The 16,115-nt window shown below is 57.6% G+C and carries 13 protein-coding genes; 7 read left to right on the top strand and 6 right to left on the bottom strand.

Annotation, left to right across the window (positions count from 1 at the left end; translation table 11 throughout):
- Positions 1-206 precede the first annotated feature (206 nt).
- From GOX45_RS06510 to cls, 3 genes are all read left to right on the top strand, one after another.
- Positions 207-1,817, top strand: a complete 1,611-nt coding sequence (locus GOX45_RS06510; protein WP_171099149.1) for an arylsulfatase — start codon at positions 207-209, stop codon at positions 1,815-1,817.
- Positions 1,818-1,892: 75 nt separating this feature from the next.
- Complete coding sequence (locus tag GOX45_RS06515; protein WP_171099152.1) at positions 1,893-2,867, top strand: HAD family phosphatase; 975 nt, start codon at positions 1,893-1,895, stop codon at positions 2,865-2,867.
- A gap of 20 nt (positions 2,868-2,887) precedes the next feature.
- A complete protein-coding gene (cls, locus tag GOX45_RS06520; protein WP_171099154.1) occupies positions 2,888-4,300 on the top strand; it encodes a cardiolipin synthase in 1,413 nt (470 codons plus the stop codon).
- Here the strand turns inward: cls and GOX45_RS06525 are convergent.
- Positions 4,297-4,731, bottom strand: a complete 435-nt coding sequence (locus GOX45_RS06525) for an ion channel (RefSeq protein ID WP_171099156.1) — start codon at positions 4,729-4,731, stop codon at positions 4,297-4,299. The two genes, cls and GOX45_RS06525, sit on opposite strands and share 4 nt — an antisense overlap.
- 173 nt (positions 4,732-4,904) lie before the next feature.
- On the opposite strand from GOX45_RS06525, the gene GOX45_RS06530 reads away from it, so the two are divergent.
- From GOX45_RS06530 to GOX45_RS06545, 4 genes are all read left to right on the top strand, one after another.
- Positions 4,905-5,552, top strand: coding sequence for an ABC transporter ATP-binding protein (locus GOX45_RS06530; RefSeq protein WP_171099158.1), 648 nt, complete (start codon positions 4,905-4,907; stop codon positions 5,550-5,552).
- Positions 5,549-7,963, top strand: coding sequence for an FtsX-like permease family protein (locus GOX45_RS06535; protein WP_171099160.1), 2,415 nt, complete (start codon positions 5,549-5,551; stop codon positions 7,961-7,963). The genes GOX45_RS06530 and GOX45_RS06535 overlap by 4 nt, the downstream gene beginning before the upstream one ends.
- The gene (locus GOX45_RS06540; RefSeq protein ID WP_171099178.1) at positions 7,953-8,987 is read left to right on the top strand and encodes a lipocalin-like domain-containing protein; all 1,035 of its coding nucleotides are present in this window, start codon (positions 7,953-7,955) and stop codon (positions 8,985-8,987) included. The genes GOX45_RS06535 and GOX45_RS06540 overlap by 11 nt, the downstream gene beginning before the upstream one ends.
- A gap of 63 nt (positions 8,988-9,050) precedes the next feature.
- Positions 9,051-9,866, top strand: a complete 816-nt coding sequence (locus GOX45_RS06545; protein WP_171099180.1) for a sugar phosphate isomerase/epimerase — start codon at positions 9,051-9,053, stop codon at positions 9,864-9,866.
- Positions 9,867-9,868: 2 nt separating this feature from the next.
- Here the strand turns inward: GOX45_RS06545 and GOX45_RS06550 are convergent, their stop codons facing one another.
- The 5 genes from GOX45_RS06550 to GOX45_RS22210 form a co-directional block, all read right to left on the bottom strand.
- Positions 9,869-10,300 (bottom strand): universal stress protein, encoded by a 432-nt coding sequence (locus tag GOX45_RS06550; RefSeq protein ID WP_171099181.1) that lies wholly within the window; start codon positions 10,298-10,300, stop codon positions 9,869-9,871.
- A complete protein-coding gene (locus tag GOX45_RS06555) occupies positions 10,297-12,906 on the bottom strand; it encodes a TRAP transporter permease (protein ID WP_171099182.1) in 2,610 nt (869 codons plus the stop codon). The genes GOX45_RS06550 and GOX45_RS06555 overlap by 4 nt, the downstream gene beginning before the upstream one ends.
- Positions 12,907-13,014: 108 nt before the next feature.
- Positions 13,015-13,983, bottom strand: a complete 969-nt coding sequence (locus tag GOX45_RS06560) for a TAXI family TRAP transporter solute-binding subunit (RefSeq protein WP_171099184.1) — start codon at positions 13,981-13,983, stop codon at positions 13,015-13,017.
- A 289-nt stretch (positions 13,984-14,272) separates the two neighbouring features.
- Positions 14,273-15,250: an acyltransferase gene (locus GOX45_RS06565; protein ID WP_171099186.1), complete on the bottom strand. Its 978-nt coding sequence runs from the start codon at positions 15,248-15,250 to the stop codon at positions 14,273-14,275.
- A gap of 672 nt (positions 15,251-15,922) precedes the next feature.
- Positions 15,923-16,072: a helix-turn-helix domain-containing protein gene (locus GOX45_RS22210; RefSeq protein WP_171099188.1), complete on the bottom strand. Its 150-nt coding sequence runs from the start codon at positions 16,070-16,072 to the stop codon at positions 15,923-15,925.
- Positions 16,073-16,115: the final 43 nt, after the last annotated feature.

A 16,115-nucleotide genomic window follows, 5' to 3' on the forward strand; every position in this document is an offset into this window, starting at 1 on the left:
TGACATTACCACTTTGTAATATTATCATATGATGAGTTCTTAATTTCCACGATAATTTAGACTGATTGCATTCGATTCCCAGTGCTATCTGACTGCCTCTTCCTGGGCATCGAACCATTTCGGACTATCCGACATCCTTTATGCCGGATAGTCCCATTTGATTTTCTTTCGGGGCGCCTGGCGTCCAAACAAATCAGGAGCACATCATGTCCCCACCTCGCACGATTGCAGACAATTGGCGCGGCGCAATTCGCCGGTTCGCGGTTGCGTCAGTCGCCATTGCTATGGCACTTCCTGCCTGGGCACAGGATCAGAAACCCAACATCCTGGTGATCTGGGGTGACGATATTGGTCAGTCCAACATCTCGGCCTATACGATGGGGCTCATGGGGTACCAGACCCCCAATATCGACCGTGTTGCCAAGGAAGGCATGATCTTCACCGACTATTACGGCGAACAGTCATGTACCGCTGGGCGGTCGTCCTACATCATGGGGCAATCGGTTTTCCGTACGGGCTTGTCCAAAGTAGGTCTGCCCGGCGCTGATCTGGGTATGCAGACCGAAGACCCGACCATCGCGGGCCTGCTGAAAGATCACGGCTATGTCACGGGTCAATTTGGCAAGAACCACCTGGGTGACAAGGATGAACATCTGCCCACAAACCACGGTTTCGACGAATTTTTCGGAAATCTTTACCATCTCAACGCCGAGGAAGAGCCCGAGAACGAAGACTATCCCGGTGATATGGTTCTGGCCGATGGCCGCACCTTCCGCGAAACCTATGGTCCGCGCGGTGTTATCAAGTCCAAGTCGGACGGCACCATTGAAGACACCGGCCCGCTGACCAAAAAGCGCATGGAAACTGTTGATGACGAAACCGTCGCGGCGGCGATCGACTTCATCAAACGCGCGCACGAACAGGGTCAGCCTTTCTATGTCTGGTGGAACGGCACGCGTATGCACTTCCGCACCCATGTCAAAGAGGAGATGCGAGCGCAGGCGAACGAAATCTTTGGCGGCGTGGCGGATGAATACACCGCAGGCATGATTGAACATGACATGCATGTAGGGCAACTGCTTGATCTGCTGGATGAACTTGGGATCGCCGACAACACGATCGTGCATTACTCGACCGACAACGGTCCGCATATGAACACCTGGCCTGACGCTGCGGCCACGCCGTTCTGGGGCGAGAAGAACACCAACTGGGAAGGCGGTTGGCGCGTTCCGTCGATGGTGCGCTGGCCCGGTCAGATCGAAGCAGGTTCGGTCACCAATGAGATCGTGCATCACATGGATTGGTTGCCGACCTATCTGGCCGTTGCCGGTGATCCGGACATCAAGGAAAAGCTGAAAGCTGGCTATAGCTCGTCCGGTATGGGCCGTGACTATAAGGTTCACCTGGATGGCTATAACATCCTGCCGCTTCTGACTGGAGAAACCACAGAAAGCCCGCGGCAAGAGATCTTCTATTTCTCGGATGACGGTGATCTGACTGCGCTGCGCTTTGACGATTGGAAGCTGATCTTCCTTGAGCAGAAAGCCTGGGCAACCCTGCGGGCCTGGATCGAACCCTGGACCGAGCTGCGCATTCCGTTGATCGTAAACCTGCGTCGCGATCCGTATGAGAGGGCCTATCGCACGTCCAACACCTATTACGACTGGCTGTTGGATCGCGCCTATTTCCTGGTTCCAGCTCAGCAATATGTGGGCAACTTCCTGGCGACCTTCCAGGAATTCCCACCACGCCAGAAGGCGGCCAGCTTCAACCTGGATCAGGTGATGGAAAAGCTGAACAGCCCGACCAACAACTAGGTCTGGCTTCTTTGAAACCTTCGGGGTCGCCGCACTGGCGGCCCTTTCTTTTCAACAGTTTTCAAAGGGTTTCTGATGCGAAATACAGTTCTTGCCGCATTCCTGTTTCTAGCTCCGGGTGTGTTGTGGTCCGATCCCCTGCCCAGTTGGGCGGAGGGAGAAACCAAGACGCAAATTGTAGATTTTGTCGACAAGGTTACCGATCCGGAAAACGCAGCTTATGTTACCCCGGCCGAACGGATCGCTGTCTTTGACAATGACGGCACGCTTTGGGCTGAGCAACCGGTCTATTTTCAGTTCATTTTTGCCATGGACCGGCTGGCCGAGCTAGCCAAGGAAGACCCATCCATTCTATCGAGCCCAACGCTGAAAGCTGCGGCACAAGGCGATCTGGCAACCGTTCTTGAGGGCGGCCACGACGCGCTGATCGAAGTCGTCAACGCCACGCATGCCGGCCTGACGGTCGACGCGTTTCAAGATGCGGTTGCCGAATGGCTGGACACTGCGCGCCACCCTTCAACCGGCCTGCCCTATGATCAGATGACCTATCAGCCCATGGTCGAGCTGCTGCGCTATCTACGCGATGAAGGCTTCAAGACCTATATCGTCTCGGGCGGAGGTCTTCATTTCATGCGTGTCTTTACCGAGGAAGCCTATGGCATCCCGCCTGAACAGGTCCTGGGCACCTATTCCGAGACCACATATGACTCCTCTGGCGATACTCCCGTTATCGCCAAGGCCAGCGGTATCGTGTTTGTGGACGACAAAGAGGGCAAGCCCATCAATATCGAACGCACAATCGGGCGGCGGCCGATCCTTGTTGGCGGCAACTCCGATGGTGATTTCGCCATGATGGAATGGACCACCGCTGGCGACGGGGCACGGCTGGGTATTCTTGTGCATCACACGGATGCCGAACGCGAATGGGCCTATGACCGCGACAGCGCCATCGGTCGGTTGGTCGATGGGCTGGACAAAGGCCCAGATATGGGCTGGGTCATCGTGGATATGGCGCAAGACTGGTCACGCGTCTACACTGGCGCGAACTGATCTCTGACCCATGGCCGAATATGTGGACACTTCTTGTTTCTCTTTTTGTCTTCGCGCTTTACTGCACGGCCATCGTTTTTGCCGTGCGCTCGGCGCAGACCGCACGAACGCCACAAGGGGCCATGGGTTGGGTCGTCTTTCTGCTGTCTGCGCCGATGCTGGGCGTGCCCCTCTATCTGTTCTTAGGCCACCACAGGTTTCGCGGCTACCGCATCGCCCGGCGTGAGAGCGAGCGGGTGGTTGAAGGCATCAAAGCCTTTGCCGATTTTTCCAAACCCGATCCTGATCGCGTGACCATCAACCCTCGACCCTTCGAGGCGCTGTCGCATATGCCCGTCTCACGCGGGAACGGGGCCGAGCTTTTGGTGGATGGAGAGGCCACGTTCAAATCAATATTCGAGGCCATTGATAGCGCGCAAAACTATGTGCTGGTGCAATTCTATATCGTGCGCGATGACCGGTTGGGGCGGCAGTTGCAGGACAAATTGATCGCCGCGGCGAAACGCGGCGTGCATGTGCGCTTCATGACCGATGCCGTGGGCAGCTATGGCCTGCCAACAACTTATCTGGATGCATTGCAGGACGCTGGTGTGGATGTAGCTGATCCGCGTGAACAGCGCGGGCCAAACCACCGCTTTCAGCTGAACTATCGCAACCACCGCAAAACCGTGATCATTGATGGCGAGACGGGGTTTATTGGCGGGCACAATGTGGGCGTCGAGTATCTGGGCGAAAGCCCCCGCTTCGGGCGCTGGCGCGACACGCATGTGAAGATGACTGGCCATGTGGTCCGGCAGTTGCAGTTGATCTTTACCGAAGACTGGCATTGGGCCCGCGACGAGGATCTGATCGATCAACTGGACTGGTCCGGCAGCGAATCCGATCAGGATATGAACGCCTTGCTGGTGGCCACCGGTCCCGGCGACGAAACCGAGACCGGCGCGATGATGTTTTTCTCGGCTATTGCCGAGGCGAAATCCCGGATCTGGATCGCCTCGCCCTATTTCGTACCTGATATCGACATCATGGCCGCGCTGCAAAACGCAGCGCTGCGCGGGGTGGATGTGCGCATCCTGTTGCCCGATGTGATTGACCACCGCCTACCATGGCTGGCTGCTTTTGCCTATTTTGACGAGATCCGGGACAGCGGCGTCAAGGTCTTGCGCTATACCGATGGTTTCCTGCACCAAAAGGTTTTTGTGGTCGATGATGCGCTGGCTGCCGTGGGAACCACCAATCTGGACAACCGGTCCTTTCGCCTGAACTTTGAGGCGATGGCGCTGTTTCTCGATGAACGTGCAGCCCAAGCCACGGCCAAGATGCTGGAAGAGGATTTCACTTCAAGCTATGAGCTGACGCGCAATCTGGCACAGCAGCCCGCCCATATCCGGTTTGGCGCTCCGATCGCTCGGCTGTTTGCACCGATCCTCTAGTTGAAGAACCGCTCCTGAAACACGCGCGTCATCAGAGCCACAAGGAAGGCGGTCGACAGCCCAAAGGCCAGCAGACCGGTGACCGAGGCAAAAGCTCCGAAAATGCGCAGCTCTTCACCCAGAACGATGTCGCCATAGCCCAGCGTCGTAAAGGTCACGAGCGAGAAATAAAGCGCCGTGTTCCAATCCGGTAAAACGTCACCTAAGACCCAGACAATCGCCCAGATCCAGACCTGAAGCGTATGGATCAGGATAATGAAAACAAGTGCCACACTGATCGGGCCTGCCGTTGCCAGTATGGGCCGGGTCAGCTCCCACTGTTCAAGCAGTTTGCGCACGACCAAGACGCACCATGTCAGAAGAACAAGCTCGATCAGAAAGCAAAGGCCCAGATAGACGCTTCCCCAAAGTATCTGCTGCGACAATGTCATACGCCTGGCCTTGTGATCGAGATGTGAAAACCGCCCTCAGAATGCGGGTTTGCACGGAAGAGAACAAGCCCGGTACGCCACATCGGGTGCGGCGAAAGGCATCGCCGCTTTTTGGGCACTGGACACGGGCGGGCGGGGTTGCACATTGTGACGGGCACAACAAGAGATCGCGGATGCTGCTCACCATTGACCACGTTCAGAAAACCTATCCCGGCGGACGACCTGTTCTGAAAGACGTGTCGCTGGTACTGGACCATGGCCAAACCCTTGCGCTGACGGGTGAAAGCGGCAGTGGCAAAAGCACCTTGCTGCACCTTGCTGCAGCGCTGGATGGGTTTGATGGGGGTGAGATCACGTTGGATGGCACCCCTCTGTCTGGTCTACAGGACGCAGGGCGCGCGGCGCTTCGGCGGCAAACCTTGTCGCTCGTGTTTCAGCAGTTCAACCTGATCCCGTCGCTCACCGTGGCGCAAAACCTGTCGATCCATGCACAGATTGCAGGCCGTCACGATCCCGAATGGGAGGCGCATCTGGCACAACATCTGGGCCTTGGTGACCTGCTGGATCGGTTTCCCGAGAACTTGTCGGGCGGGCAGCAGCAGCGTGTTGCGATTGGGCGCGCGATGGCGACGCGACCGGCCTTGCTGCTGGCGGATGAGCCCACGGGCAATCTGGACGAGACCGCCAGCGCCACAGTTCTGGACCTTATGCTTGGGCTCGTAGCCGATACCGGCACGGCGCTGTTGCTGGTCACCCATTCCCTGGACATCGCCGCCCGGTTGGATCGACGGGCGCATTTGTCTGGTGGGCAAGTGACGTGACCGCAACCGTCATCCGAACACTGTTCAGCCATTGGCGCAGCCATCGCTTGCAACTGATCACGCTGCTGACCGGGATCGCTCTGGCCACCGGCCTGTGGTCGGCGGTTCAGGCTATCAATACCGAAGCCCGGGCCAGCTATGCGCGGGCCAGCGCGCAGCTGGCGCTGGGACAGTTCGACGAGATTCAGAATCCCGACGGGTTTATCCCGATAGAAACCTATGTGGCCCTGCGACGCGATGGCTGGCAGGTGGCAGCGGTTCTGGATGGCACGCTGCGCGTGAAAGGACGGTCGGTTCGGATCATGGGCGTGGATATGGTGAGCTACCCCGCCTTACCTGCGGTGACCGAGGCCGAACAAGGCCAGGGCCCGCCCGATCCTGCAGATATGCTGACCGATCCCGGACGGCTGTTGATAACCTCAGATCTTTCCACGCTGTTTGACGGGGCCGAAGGCTTTCCACCGGTTTTGACCAGCACAGCCTTACCCCCGGATCTGGTGTTGACCGATATCGGCGTGGCTGAACGCCTGCTGGACCGGCGCGGCCAGATCTCGCGTCTTGTGATCCTGCCGGACCAGCCTCAGGGGCGGACACCGCTGGCGGATCTTGCGCCAAAGCTGGTGCGCAGCAGCCCGTCAGCGCAGACAGATACGGCGCAGCTGACTGACAGTTTCCATCTGAATCTGGCGGCCTTTGGCTTGCTGTCCTTTGCAGTCGGTCTGTTCATCGTGCACGGCACTGTCGGTCTGGCCTTTGCGCAGCGTCGCGGGATCATCCGCACCTTACGGGCCTTGGGCGTGCCCATGCACCGACTGATCTGGTTGATCCTGACCGAGCTGGTTTTGCTGGCCCTGATCGGAGGTCTCATCGGGCTGCTGATCGGGTTCTTTCTGGCCGGAGCCTTGCTGCCCGATGTCGCCGCCACCCTACGCGGGCTTTATGGTGCCCCGGTCGAAGGACAGCTCTCATTGCGCCCCGTCTGGGTAGCCAGCGGCCTGACCATGGCGGTCGGTGGCACTTTGGCCGCGTCGGGCCACGCTTTGTGGAAACTGTCGCAGATGCCATTGCTGTCAGGTGCAGGCTTGCAGGCCTGGGGCAACGCAGCCGCGCATCGCATGATGGGCGGTGTCGGGCTTTTGCTGCTGGTTGCCGCCGGGCTGATCTATCTCAGCGCACAGGGTTTGCTGGCAGGTTTCGCTATGCTCGGCGCTCTGCTGACCGGTGCGGCGCTGTTGCTGCCATTGGCGTTGTCGGCGCTGTTAGCGGTGCTGGGCCGACGCGCCAAAGGCCCGATCTCAACCTGGGTCTGGGCCGACATGCGCGCACAATTGCCGGGACTGTCGCTGGCGCTGATGGCGCTGCTGCTGGCTTTGGCGGCCAATATCGGTGTGGGCACAATGGTTTCAAGCTTTCGCCTGACCTTTCTGGGATGGCTGGACCAACGCCTGACGGCGGAACTCTATTTCAGTGCCGAAGACGCTGAACAGGCCGCGTTGATCACCGATTGGTTGAGCCCGCAGGTCGACGCGATCCTGCCCATCCGAAACACAGAACTCAGCCATGAGACCGGGCCGCTGTTCCTTTACGGTGTTGTGGATGATCAGACCTATCGCGAGAAATGGCCCCTGATCGCCCGCAGCCCGGACGCTTGGGACAGGGTGATGCAGGGCGAGGCCATCCTGATCAACGAACAGCTGGCCCGCCGAGCAGACCTTTGGCCCGGAGACATCCTGAATCTCACGCCGACGCAGTCGCGCGTGATTGCCGGGGTTTATTCCGACTATGGCAACCCGACCGGGCAGGCTATCGTTTCGATGCGGCAGCTTGACGTGCTGGCACCAGATACCCCACCCGCCTTGCGCTTTGGCATCCGCCTGCCCGAGGCCCGCGCCGCAGAGATGGCGCAAAAACTGCGGGACCAATTTGATCTGCCCACGCAAGCGGTGATCCGGCAACACGCTCTCAAGGCGCAATCCGTGGCGATCTTTGAAAAGACCTTTGTCGTCACTTCGGCCCTGAACGTGTTGACGCTTGGCGTGGCCGGCTTTGCGATCCTCACCAGCCTGCTCACCTTATGGACCCAGCGGTTGCCGCAGGTTGCCCCGGTTTGGGCCCTGGGCCTGACAAGGCGGCATTTGGCAGGGCTGGAGCTGCTGCGCAGCCTGTTGCTGGCTGCGCTCACCGCGGTGCTGGCCTTGCCTTTGGGGCTGATCCTGGCCTGGGTCTTGCTGGCCGTCATCAATGTGCAAGCCTTTGGTTGGCGTCTGCCGATGTTCCTGTTCCCCGGCGACTGGTTGCGTTTATTCGCGCTGACGCTGGTGGCGGCAGCCTTGGCTGCCGCCCTGCCCGCCCCACGCCTGATGCGCCTGCCGCCTGTCCATTTGCTGAGGGTGTTTGCCAATGAGCGTTAGGGTGTTCCTTTTGGCCCTGTGGCTGCCTGTCACCGCATGGGCGCAAGGATATGCCGGGCTGGGCGGCTCGGCCGAGGGGTTCGACACGCCCGACCCCGATTACGTGTTCTCATTCCCGCGCGACCATGGCCCCCACCCCAGCTTCCGCATTGAATGGTGGTATCTGACCGCGAATCTGACCGGCGCGGATGGGCAAGACTATGGCGTGCAATGGACCTTGTTTCGCTCAGCGCTCAAACCGGAGGAACAGGAAGGATGGCAAAGCCCACAAATCTGGATGGGCCACGCTGCGGTCACCACACCCGATCAACACTTCTTTGACGAGCGCCTGTCGCGCGGTGGTATCGGACAGGCCGGTGTGACGGCCCAGCCCTTCGAGGCCTGGATCGATGAATGGCACATGAGAGGCGACAATTTCGACCAACTGGAGCTCTCGGCCAACAGCGACACTTTCAGCTATGACCTTCAACTGTCGGCCACCGGGCCTTTGGTGTTTCACGGCCAAAAGGGCTTTTCGGTCAAATCTGCGGATGGTCAGGCCAGCCACTATTACTCGCAACCGTCCTACGATGTTCAGGGCGTTTTGCGCCTGCCTTCGGGCGACGTCACGGTCACGGGCAATGCCTGGCTGGATCGCGAGTGGTCGTCGCAGCCCTTGGCCTCGGACCAAAGCGGATGGGATTGGTTCTCACTCAGCCTCAACGATGGCCACAAGCTGATGGCCTTCCGCCTACGCGGCGGGCGCGGTGATTTCACGGCGGCCACATGGATCTATCCCGATGGCACAACCGCTATTTTGCCCGACGGGGCCGCGCAGTTCGAAGAGCTGGACACGGATGAGGTGGCAGGTCGCGATGTGCCAACCCGCTGGCGCGTCACCCTGCCCGCGCGCGGCATTGATGTCGAGGTCGCAGCGATGAATCCTTTGGCCTGGATGGGTACACGGTTTGAATACTGGGAAGGCCCGGTGCGCGTGTCCGGCAGCCATGCGGGGCGCGGCTATCTTGAGATGACGGGGTACTGACCCTGTCGTCAGACTGTCACACAGCACCGTTAGGCCAGAGGCAAACGTAAGAAGGTTTGCCACATGACGGAATTGAAACTGGGCGCTGCCCTGATGGTCTCTGATCTGCCCGCCCATCGCGACTGGCTGATCGACGGGCAACGGGATCTTGAAATTCAGAATTTCATCTTTGCCGAGAACCTGGGCGACGCGGCGCTGGATCTGGTCGCCACAGCCAAATCCCAGTTGATCGGCTATTCCGGTCGGCTTGGGATCCACGGGCCTTTCTATGACCTGCCCCTGGATTGCCGCGACCCCGAGGTGCGGATGATCGTGCAGAAGCGTCTGGATCAAGGGCTGGATGCAGCGGCTGCCTTGGGCGCCACGCAGATGGTCATGCACTCGCCCTATTCGACCTGGAGCGCCTACAACCTCGACGCTGATATCAAGGCGCGCGCCGAAAAATTAAAACGTGCACACGACACTCTGATCCCTGTTGTCGCCCGCGCCGGTGCTTTGGGTGTTGAGCTTGTGATCGAGAATATCGAGGACAAGAACCCTATGGACCGGATCACGCTGGCCGACAGTTTCGGCGTCGATCATGTACGCGCGTCACTTGATACCGGTCATGCGCATTACGCCCATGGTGCGACGGGTGCGCCTCCCGTGGATTACTACGTCCGCGTGGCCGGGGCCAAGCTGGCCCACGTTCATATTCAGGATGCTGACGGCTTTGCCGACCGGCACTGGGCGCCTGGTCAGGGAACGGTGAACTGGCATGCGGTCTTTGCGGCATTGGCTGAAAGCGCGCCAATCGCCCGATTGGTGCTGGAGCTGAAAAACACCGCCGATGTCATCACGGGCTTTGAATACCTGCGCGATCTGGGCTTGGTCGCCTAAGCTCAGCGCACCACATAAACCGAGGCGTCCGAGTGCCGCACGACACGCGCTGCATTCGGACCCAGAAGATAGTCTTTCAGGTCCGGTTTATGGGCTCCGATCACGATCAGATCACTGCCCGCGCTTTTGGCGGTCTTCAGGATCTCTTGATAGGCCGTTCCAGTGCCAACCACGTGGCGGATCGTATCATTGCGCGCCTCGCCCAATACGTTTGTGCACAGCTCAACCAGCTTGTCATGCGCCTCGTCCACAGCTTTTTCATGGAAATCCGCTTCAAAAAAGCCCGACACCCAGCTTTCGCCGAAATCCGGTAAAACCGTTACCACGTCCAATTGTGCCGCGTTTTGGTCGGCCATCGCGGCTGCAGTTGTCAGAACTTGGGAATCCAGCGTTCCATTGCTGATATCGACGGCGCAAAGTACAGATTTGATCATGCGAGCACCTCTTGTCTGGCGGCGCGGCCGCGTTGCAGGAATGCGATGAACCCCAGAAGAAGCAGTGCGGGGATAAAGACCAGCTGTTTCGGCGGCTGGCTGGTCGGCAAACTGACCGAGGTTAAGCGCACTGCGTCATCACCGTAATAGTCAAAGATACCCAGTTCGTCCGCCACAGGCGTTCCAAAGAGCGGCTCATCCAGTTTGACCAGGCCATCCTCGGCAATCGGCAACAGGCCCATTGCTTCGACGCGTGCCGCGCCTCCGTCTTCTTCACCGACAGTGACCACAACAGTGGTGTCCACCATCTCGAGCGTGTCGAAATCAGGCCCGGCCACGACAAGTCGTAATTCCGTTCCCGGAGCCGCGTTGCCCACGGTTTCCTCCAGCGCCGCCGGTTCAACGGACACAAAGGGCGGAGCGATCCGGTTCATGAAGTAATCGGGTCGAAACAGAGCAAAGGCCACAAGGATTAGCGCGACGCTTTCGTAGATGCGGCTGTGGGTCACAAAATACCCCATTGTTCCCGCCGTGAAGACAAGGATCGCTATAGTAGCGGAAATGGCGACAATGATCCCCTCGACCCAAGTCACATCGATCAGCAACAGATCGGTGTTGAAGATGAACACGAAAGGCAATGCGACGGTGCGCAGACTGTAGAAGAACGCGGTAAAGCCCGTCTTAATCGCATCCCCGCCCGATACGGCTGCAGCGGCAAAGCTCGCAAGACCCACAGGCGGGGTCACATCCGCCATGATGCCGAAATAGAACACAAACAGGTGCACCGCGATCAGCGGCACGATCAGCCCGCTCTGCGCACCCAACTCGACCACAACCCCGGCCATAAGCGAGCTGACGACGATGTAGTTCGCCGTGGTCGGCAGGCCCATACCGAGGATCAGGCTGAGGATACCGACCATGATCAGCATCAGGATCAGGTTGCCGCCCGACAGGAACTCAACCAGATCGGCCATCACCTGCCCCACGCCGGTCAGGGTCACGGTACCTACGATCACGCCCGCCGTGGCGGTCGCCAAGGCGATCCCGATCATGTTGCGGGCACCGTCGATCAGGCCCTGCCACAGATCGGCAACACCCTCGATGAAGGTGTTGTACAGGTTGCTTTGTCCCCGGAACATCGCCTTCAACGGCTTTTGGGTCAGCAAGATCACAAACAGCAGCGCCGTGGCCCAGAAGGCAGACAGGCCGGGTGATTTCTGTTCGATCATAAGGAAATAGACCAGCACAATGATCGGCAGCAGATAGTGCAGACCGGCCTTATAAATCTCGGCAATCACCGGCAAGGTCACCTGCTTGGCGTTTGGATCGTCGGGCTCCAGATCAGGAACGGTCGCTGCCATCCTGAGAAGCACGACATAGATCGCCACAACGATCAGCGACATGATCAGACCTGCCATGCTGGGTTGCCAGGCTGTGATCGCTTCGACCGGGAATTGCGATCCATAGCAGAGCCCGGCAAAGACCAGGAAGAAGGACAGCATACCCACAATCGTGCGCGCCAGATGCACGTCGCGGTCGCCCAGTGTGGGCATATTCCGCTTCACCGCTTCCAGATGCACGATATAGACCAGCGCGATGTAGGAAATCGCAGCGGGCAGGAAGGCATGGGTGATGACCTCGACATAGGAGATACCCACATATTCCACCATCAGGAAGGCCGCAGCCCCCATCACCGGGGGCATGATCTGACCGTTCACCGACGAGGCGACCTCGACCGAGCCCGCCTGCTCACTGCTGAACCCCACGCGTTTCATCAGCGGAATGGTAAAGGTGCCGGTGGTTACCACGTTCGCAATGGAAGAGCCCGAAATCAGGCCGGTCGCGGCAGAGCCCACGACAGCGGCCTTTGCAGGACCGCCCCGCAGGTGACCCAGCGCGCCAAAGGCCATCTTGATAAAGTAATTCCCTGCCCCGGCCTTATCGAGCAAAGCTCCGAACAGCACAAACAGGAACACGAATTTGGTAGAGACGCCCAGGGCAATGCCAAACACGCCCTCGGACGTGATCCACATATGGCTCATCGCCTTTTTCAGGCTGGCGCCCTTCCAACGGATAACCTCGGGCACCCATTCAGATGATCCGAAGAAAACATAGGCCAGAAAGATCGTCGCTATGATCGCCATCGCGGGCCCAAGCGCGCGGCGCGCGGCCTCGAACAGCAACAGCAACCCGACTAGAGCGACCCATTTGTCAGTGTCGTCAGCCAGTCCGCCGGCATCCACGATCTTCTGATAGAAGAAATAGCCATAAAGCGCGACAAAGGCGCCCAAGACCCCCATGATCCAATCCTGCACCGGGATATAGTCGCGCGGGCTGGATTTCAGGGCCGGATAGGCCGCAAAGGCCAAAAACATGGCAAAGGCCAGATGGAACTGACGGGAATTGTTCACGACACTGCCGGGCAGCACATAGTTGGCCAGCGGCGAGGCCAAGGTGACCTGAAAGATCGACCAGACCGCCGCAACAATGGCCAGGAATATCCCGACATTGCCGACCGGATTGCGCCCGCCTGCGTCGGAAGAGGCAACAAGATCCTGCAGCTCTTCTTCGGATAGCGGGCGGTTGGATTGTGTGTCGGAACTCATGACATGTCTCCCCGTCGTGGCCGGTTTTTGTGGCCTACCGTCTTGCCCGTTTTGGTCACGGGTATCTTGGGTGACAGGGCGCCCATGGGCACCCTGTCTTGAACTGGCTTACTGAACCCAGCCTTTTTCTTTGTAGTACTTCTCGGCACCGGGGTGCAGCGGGGCCGACAGGCCATCTGCAATCATTTCCTCGGGCTTGAGGTTGGCGAAGGCCGGGTGCAGCTTTTTGAAGTCGTCGAAGTTCTCAAAGACCGAGCTGACCACCGCATAAACGGCGTCTTCCGACACGTCCGCCGAGGTCACGAAGGTCGCGCCGACACCAAAGGTCTGGGTGTCTCCATCCGACCCGCGATACATGCCGCCCGGAATGGTCGCGGTGCGGTAGAACGAGTTGTCATCGACCAGCTTGTTCACAGCGTCGCCGCCCACGTTCACCAGAACCGAGTCACAAGCGGTGGTGGCTTCCTGGATCGAACCCGAGGGGTGACCTACGGTATAGACCATCGCGTCGATCTGGTTGTCGCAAAGCGCTGCAGACTGTTCCGCCGCTTTCAGCTCAGTCGCCAGTTCGAAATCATCGGTTGTCCAGCCCATCTCGCTCAGCAGCACTTCCATTGTGCCGCGCTGACCGGAACCGGGGTTGCCGATATTGACGCGCTTGCCTTTCAGGTCCTCGAAATTGGTGATCCCGGCATCCGCGCGGGCCACAACGGTGAACGGCTCGGGATGCACCGAGAAGACGGCGCGCAGATTCTCAAACGGGCCGGCCTCTTCGAACTTGGATGTCCCGTTATATGCGTGGTACTGCCAGTCGGACTGGGCGACACCGAATTCCAGTTCGCCTTCGCGAATGGTGTTGATGTTATAGACCGACCCACCTGTCGATTCGACCGAGCACCGAACGCCATGTTCTTTGCGGCCCTTGTTGACCAAGCGGCAAATCGCGCCACCGGTCGGGTAATACACACCCGTCACACCACCGGTACCAATGGTGATGAACTCTTCGGCATAGGCCGCAGGCGCCATCATCGCAGCGGTCACAAATGCGCCGAGGCTAAGCTTGCTGCTGTTTTTCATGTTCGAACTCCCAACATTTTTTTGTTCGCGGGAGACCAGGCAACCTCAGGGTTTGAAGTTGCGAATATCACCTTCGGCCCGTGCAATGACGGGTATAGGTCTGATTTTTCGATAGTCTCCCAACTCCTGAGACGTTTCATTCTGAGATACCGCTTGTCAAGGCCAGAGCCAACGCAAACGCCGCTCGGGCTCAGATTTGACGAGGAATCTAAAAATTTCCCCACTTGCATCGGGTTTCGGTTGATGTGTCCAAAACACAATGAGACTCGTGATTTTTGATGCCGCCACGCTAGTGACGTGCTACCTGTCTTTGCCGCATGGATTTGAGCTTTCTGTAGATTGGCTTTTCGTACAGAATGTATATTCCAACGGCTGCGACCTGACACAGGATGAAAACCGCCACTATCATCAATCCATTGTCCGGACTCAGGACCAGCGAAAGCGCCGCTATGGCCGGAGCGATCAGCATTAGGTGGCTGAGATACAATGCATAAGATGCATCACCCAACAGTATCAAAAATGGCGACTTGTAACGCGACAGGACAGGTTCAAGCGCCAGCATGCCAACAACAATAAGGCATGCCGGAACGCCCCATCTGACGATCCGCAGCCCGGAATCCTGCAGCAAATACAAAGCCAGAAACGAAGCGCAACACAAGACCAGCCCAAACAGTGGATTGAGTTTCGATTGCAGATCATTCATCACCTTTGCAACGATGAGACCTGCCGCAAACTCCAACAGAATGCCTTTGGTGTAAAAGCCCATTACAGGATCAAGACCATGAATCAATTTTCCCATGACCGCCAGAAAAACGAACAAGGTCGTCAGCCCCAAAACCAGGTGCTGGCGGGAAATGGCCAGACCCAGAGCAAAAAGGACATAGAAAAACATCTCTAGATTCAACGTCCATCCAACGCTGATAATCGGCGACACCGGAGGAAGTGCGCCGGGATTTTCGTAAGCAACGAACAGCAGAGACTTTAGCACTTCTTCGGTCGTAAGAGCGGTATTCCCATCAATTGCAATGAATACAAAAATCGCCATCCAATAGAGCGGGACAATACGACTGATCCGATGCACCATAAACTCGCCCGGGCCAAGCTTGATCCCAGAGTGGTACATGACAAATCCACTAATAACGAAGAAAATATCGACACCATAGGCTCCGACCTCGAAAGATCGATCCGGCAAAAACAGACATATGTGAAAAACCGCAACCAACGCAGCCGCAAACGCCCGCAGATATTGCAGATTTACGAAATACATTTTCCAACCATGAGGTTAACAACCCTCGCAAACACAACCCAGTCACCTTGCCACACCGGCATGGTCCGATCAAGTTTCGGCATTACTGAAGTAGACTGGCCGAAAGGAGGCTAAAGGACCGCTCAAATAGTCTCGGAAATCAGTTTGATAGTGGTGCCCAAGGAGAGACTCGAACTCTCACGCCCGTGAAGGCGGGGGATTTTGAATTCCATCGACCTTAAATGATTTCAAATCCTTAGCCGGTTTTACTCACAGAAACATAGAAAGAACACTTCGTGAAACTGTGAGTAAACGGTTCCGGCCAAACGAAATGGCTCAGATTGAAACCTAGGCGCACTCTGCAAGGCAATTTCTTGCACAAATTAGCTCTGGCGTTGATGACAACGGCGCCGATTATTGAAGGTGATCTAAGGAACTGTGAGTTAGAGTTCGATGACTCTGCTGCTGATAGCACCCTTTACAACGACGGATAGCCACAGCCGCAGCGAAGAACCAAGTTACTAAATTGCTTTATCTTCTCCGTCATGTTCAATGCCCCCCTGTATGAAAGATGCCAGCGCGTTGGATAGATTTTAACGTGGCAGCAGTTAGCATTGATTCTAACGAAATATGTATTCCGACTTATGCGTTGGGGGTAGGCAGCTGTTTTGGATTGCCAATTTCCAGAAATCGCTATGTCAAGACGCGATAAACTGATGCCCTTCCAATCCCTAGTATTTTCGCTATCTCTGAAGCACTCATACCCTCTGCATGCAGTTTTGCAACCCGCTCTCGGTCTATAGTTGCTCTCCGCCCCTTATAGACACCCTTTGGGGGATTCAAATGTTTGGGAGTTAAGAATTCTTACTTACGTGTGGCTGTATCT

Origin of the sequence: Ruegeria sp. HKCCD7255 (assembly GCF_013031565.1) — a bacterium.
Lineage (GTDB): Bacteria > Pseudomonadota > Alphaproteobacteria > Rhodobacterales > Rhodobacteraceae > Ruegeria.

Excerpts from the sequence above, each read along its gene's own strand:
- GOX45_RS06560 (WP_171099184.1), bottom strand. The coding sequence starts at position 13,983 with ATGAAAAACAGCAGCAAGCTTAGCCTCGGCGCATTTGTGACCGCTGCG.
- GOX45_RS06545 (WP_171099180.1), top strand. The coding sequence starts at position 9,051 with ATGACGGAATTGAAACTGGGCGCTGCCCTGATGGTCTCTGATCTGCCC.
- GOX45_RS06525 (WP_171099156.1), bottom strand. The coding sequence starts at position 4,731 with ATGACATTGTCGCAGCAGATACTTTGGGGAAGCGTCTATCTGGGCCTT.
- GOX45_RS06550 (WP_171099181.1), bottom strand. The coding sequence starts at position 10,300 with ATGATCAAATCTGTACTTTGCGCCGTCGATATCAGCAATGGAACGCTG.
- cls (WP_171099154.1), top strand. The coding sequence starts at position 2,888 with ATGTGGACACTTCTTGTTTCTCTTTTTGTCTTCGCGCTTTACTGCACG.
- GOX45_RS06530 (WP_171099158.1), top strand. The coding sequence starts at position 4,905 with ATGCTGCTCACCATTGACCACGTTCAGAAAACCTATCCCGGCGGACGA.
- GOX45_RS06565 (WP_171099186.1), bottom strand. The coding sequence starts at position 15,250 with ATGTATTTCGTAAATCTGCAATATCTGCGGGCGTTTGCGGCTGCGTTG.
- GOX45_RS06555 (WP_171099182.1), bottom strand. The coding sequence starts at position 12,906 with ATGAGTTCCGACACACAATCCAACCGCCCGCTATCCGAAGAAGAGCTG.
- GOX45_RS06510 (WP_171099149.1), top strand. The coding sequence starts at position 207 with ATGTCCCCACCTCGCACGATTGCAGACAATTGGCGCGGCGCAATTCGC.
- GOX45_RS06540 (WP_171099178.1), top strand. The coding sequence starts at position 7,953 with ATGAGCGTTAGGGTGTTCCTTTTGGCCCTGTGGCTGCCTGTCACCGCA.
- GOX45_RS06515 (WP_171099152.1), top strand. The coding sequence starts at position 1,893 with ATGCGAAATACAGTTCTTGCCGCATTCCTGTTTCTAGCTCCGGGTGTG.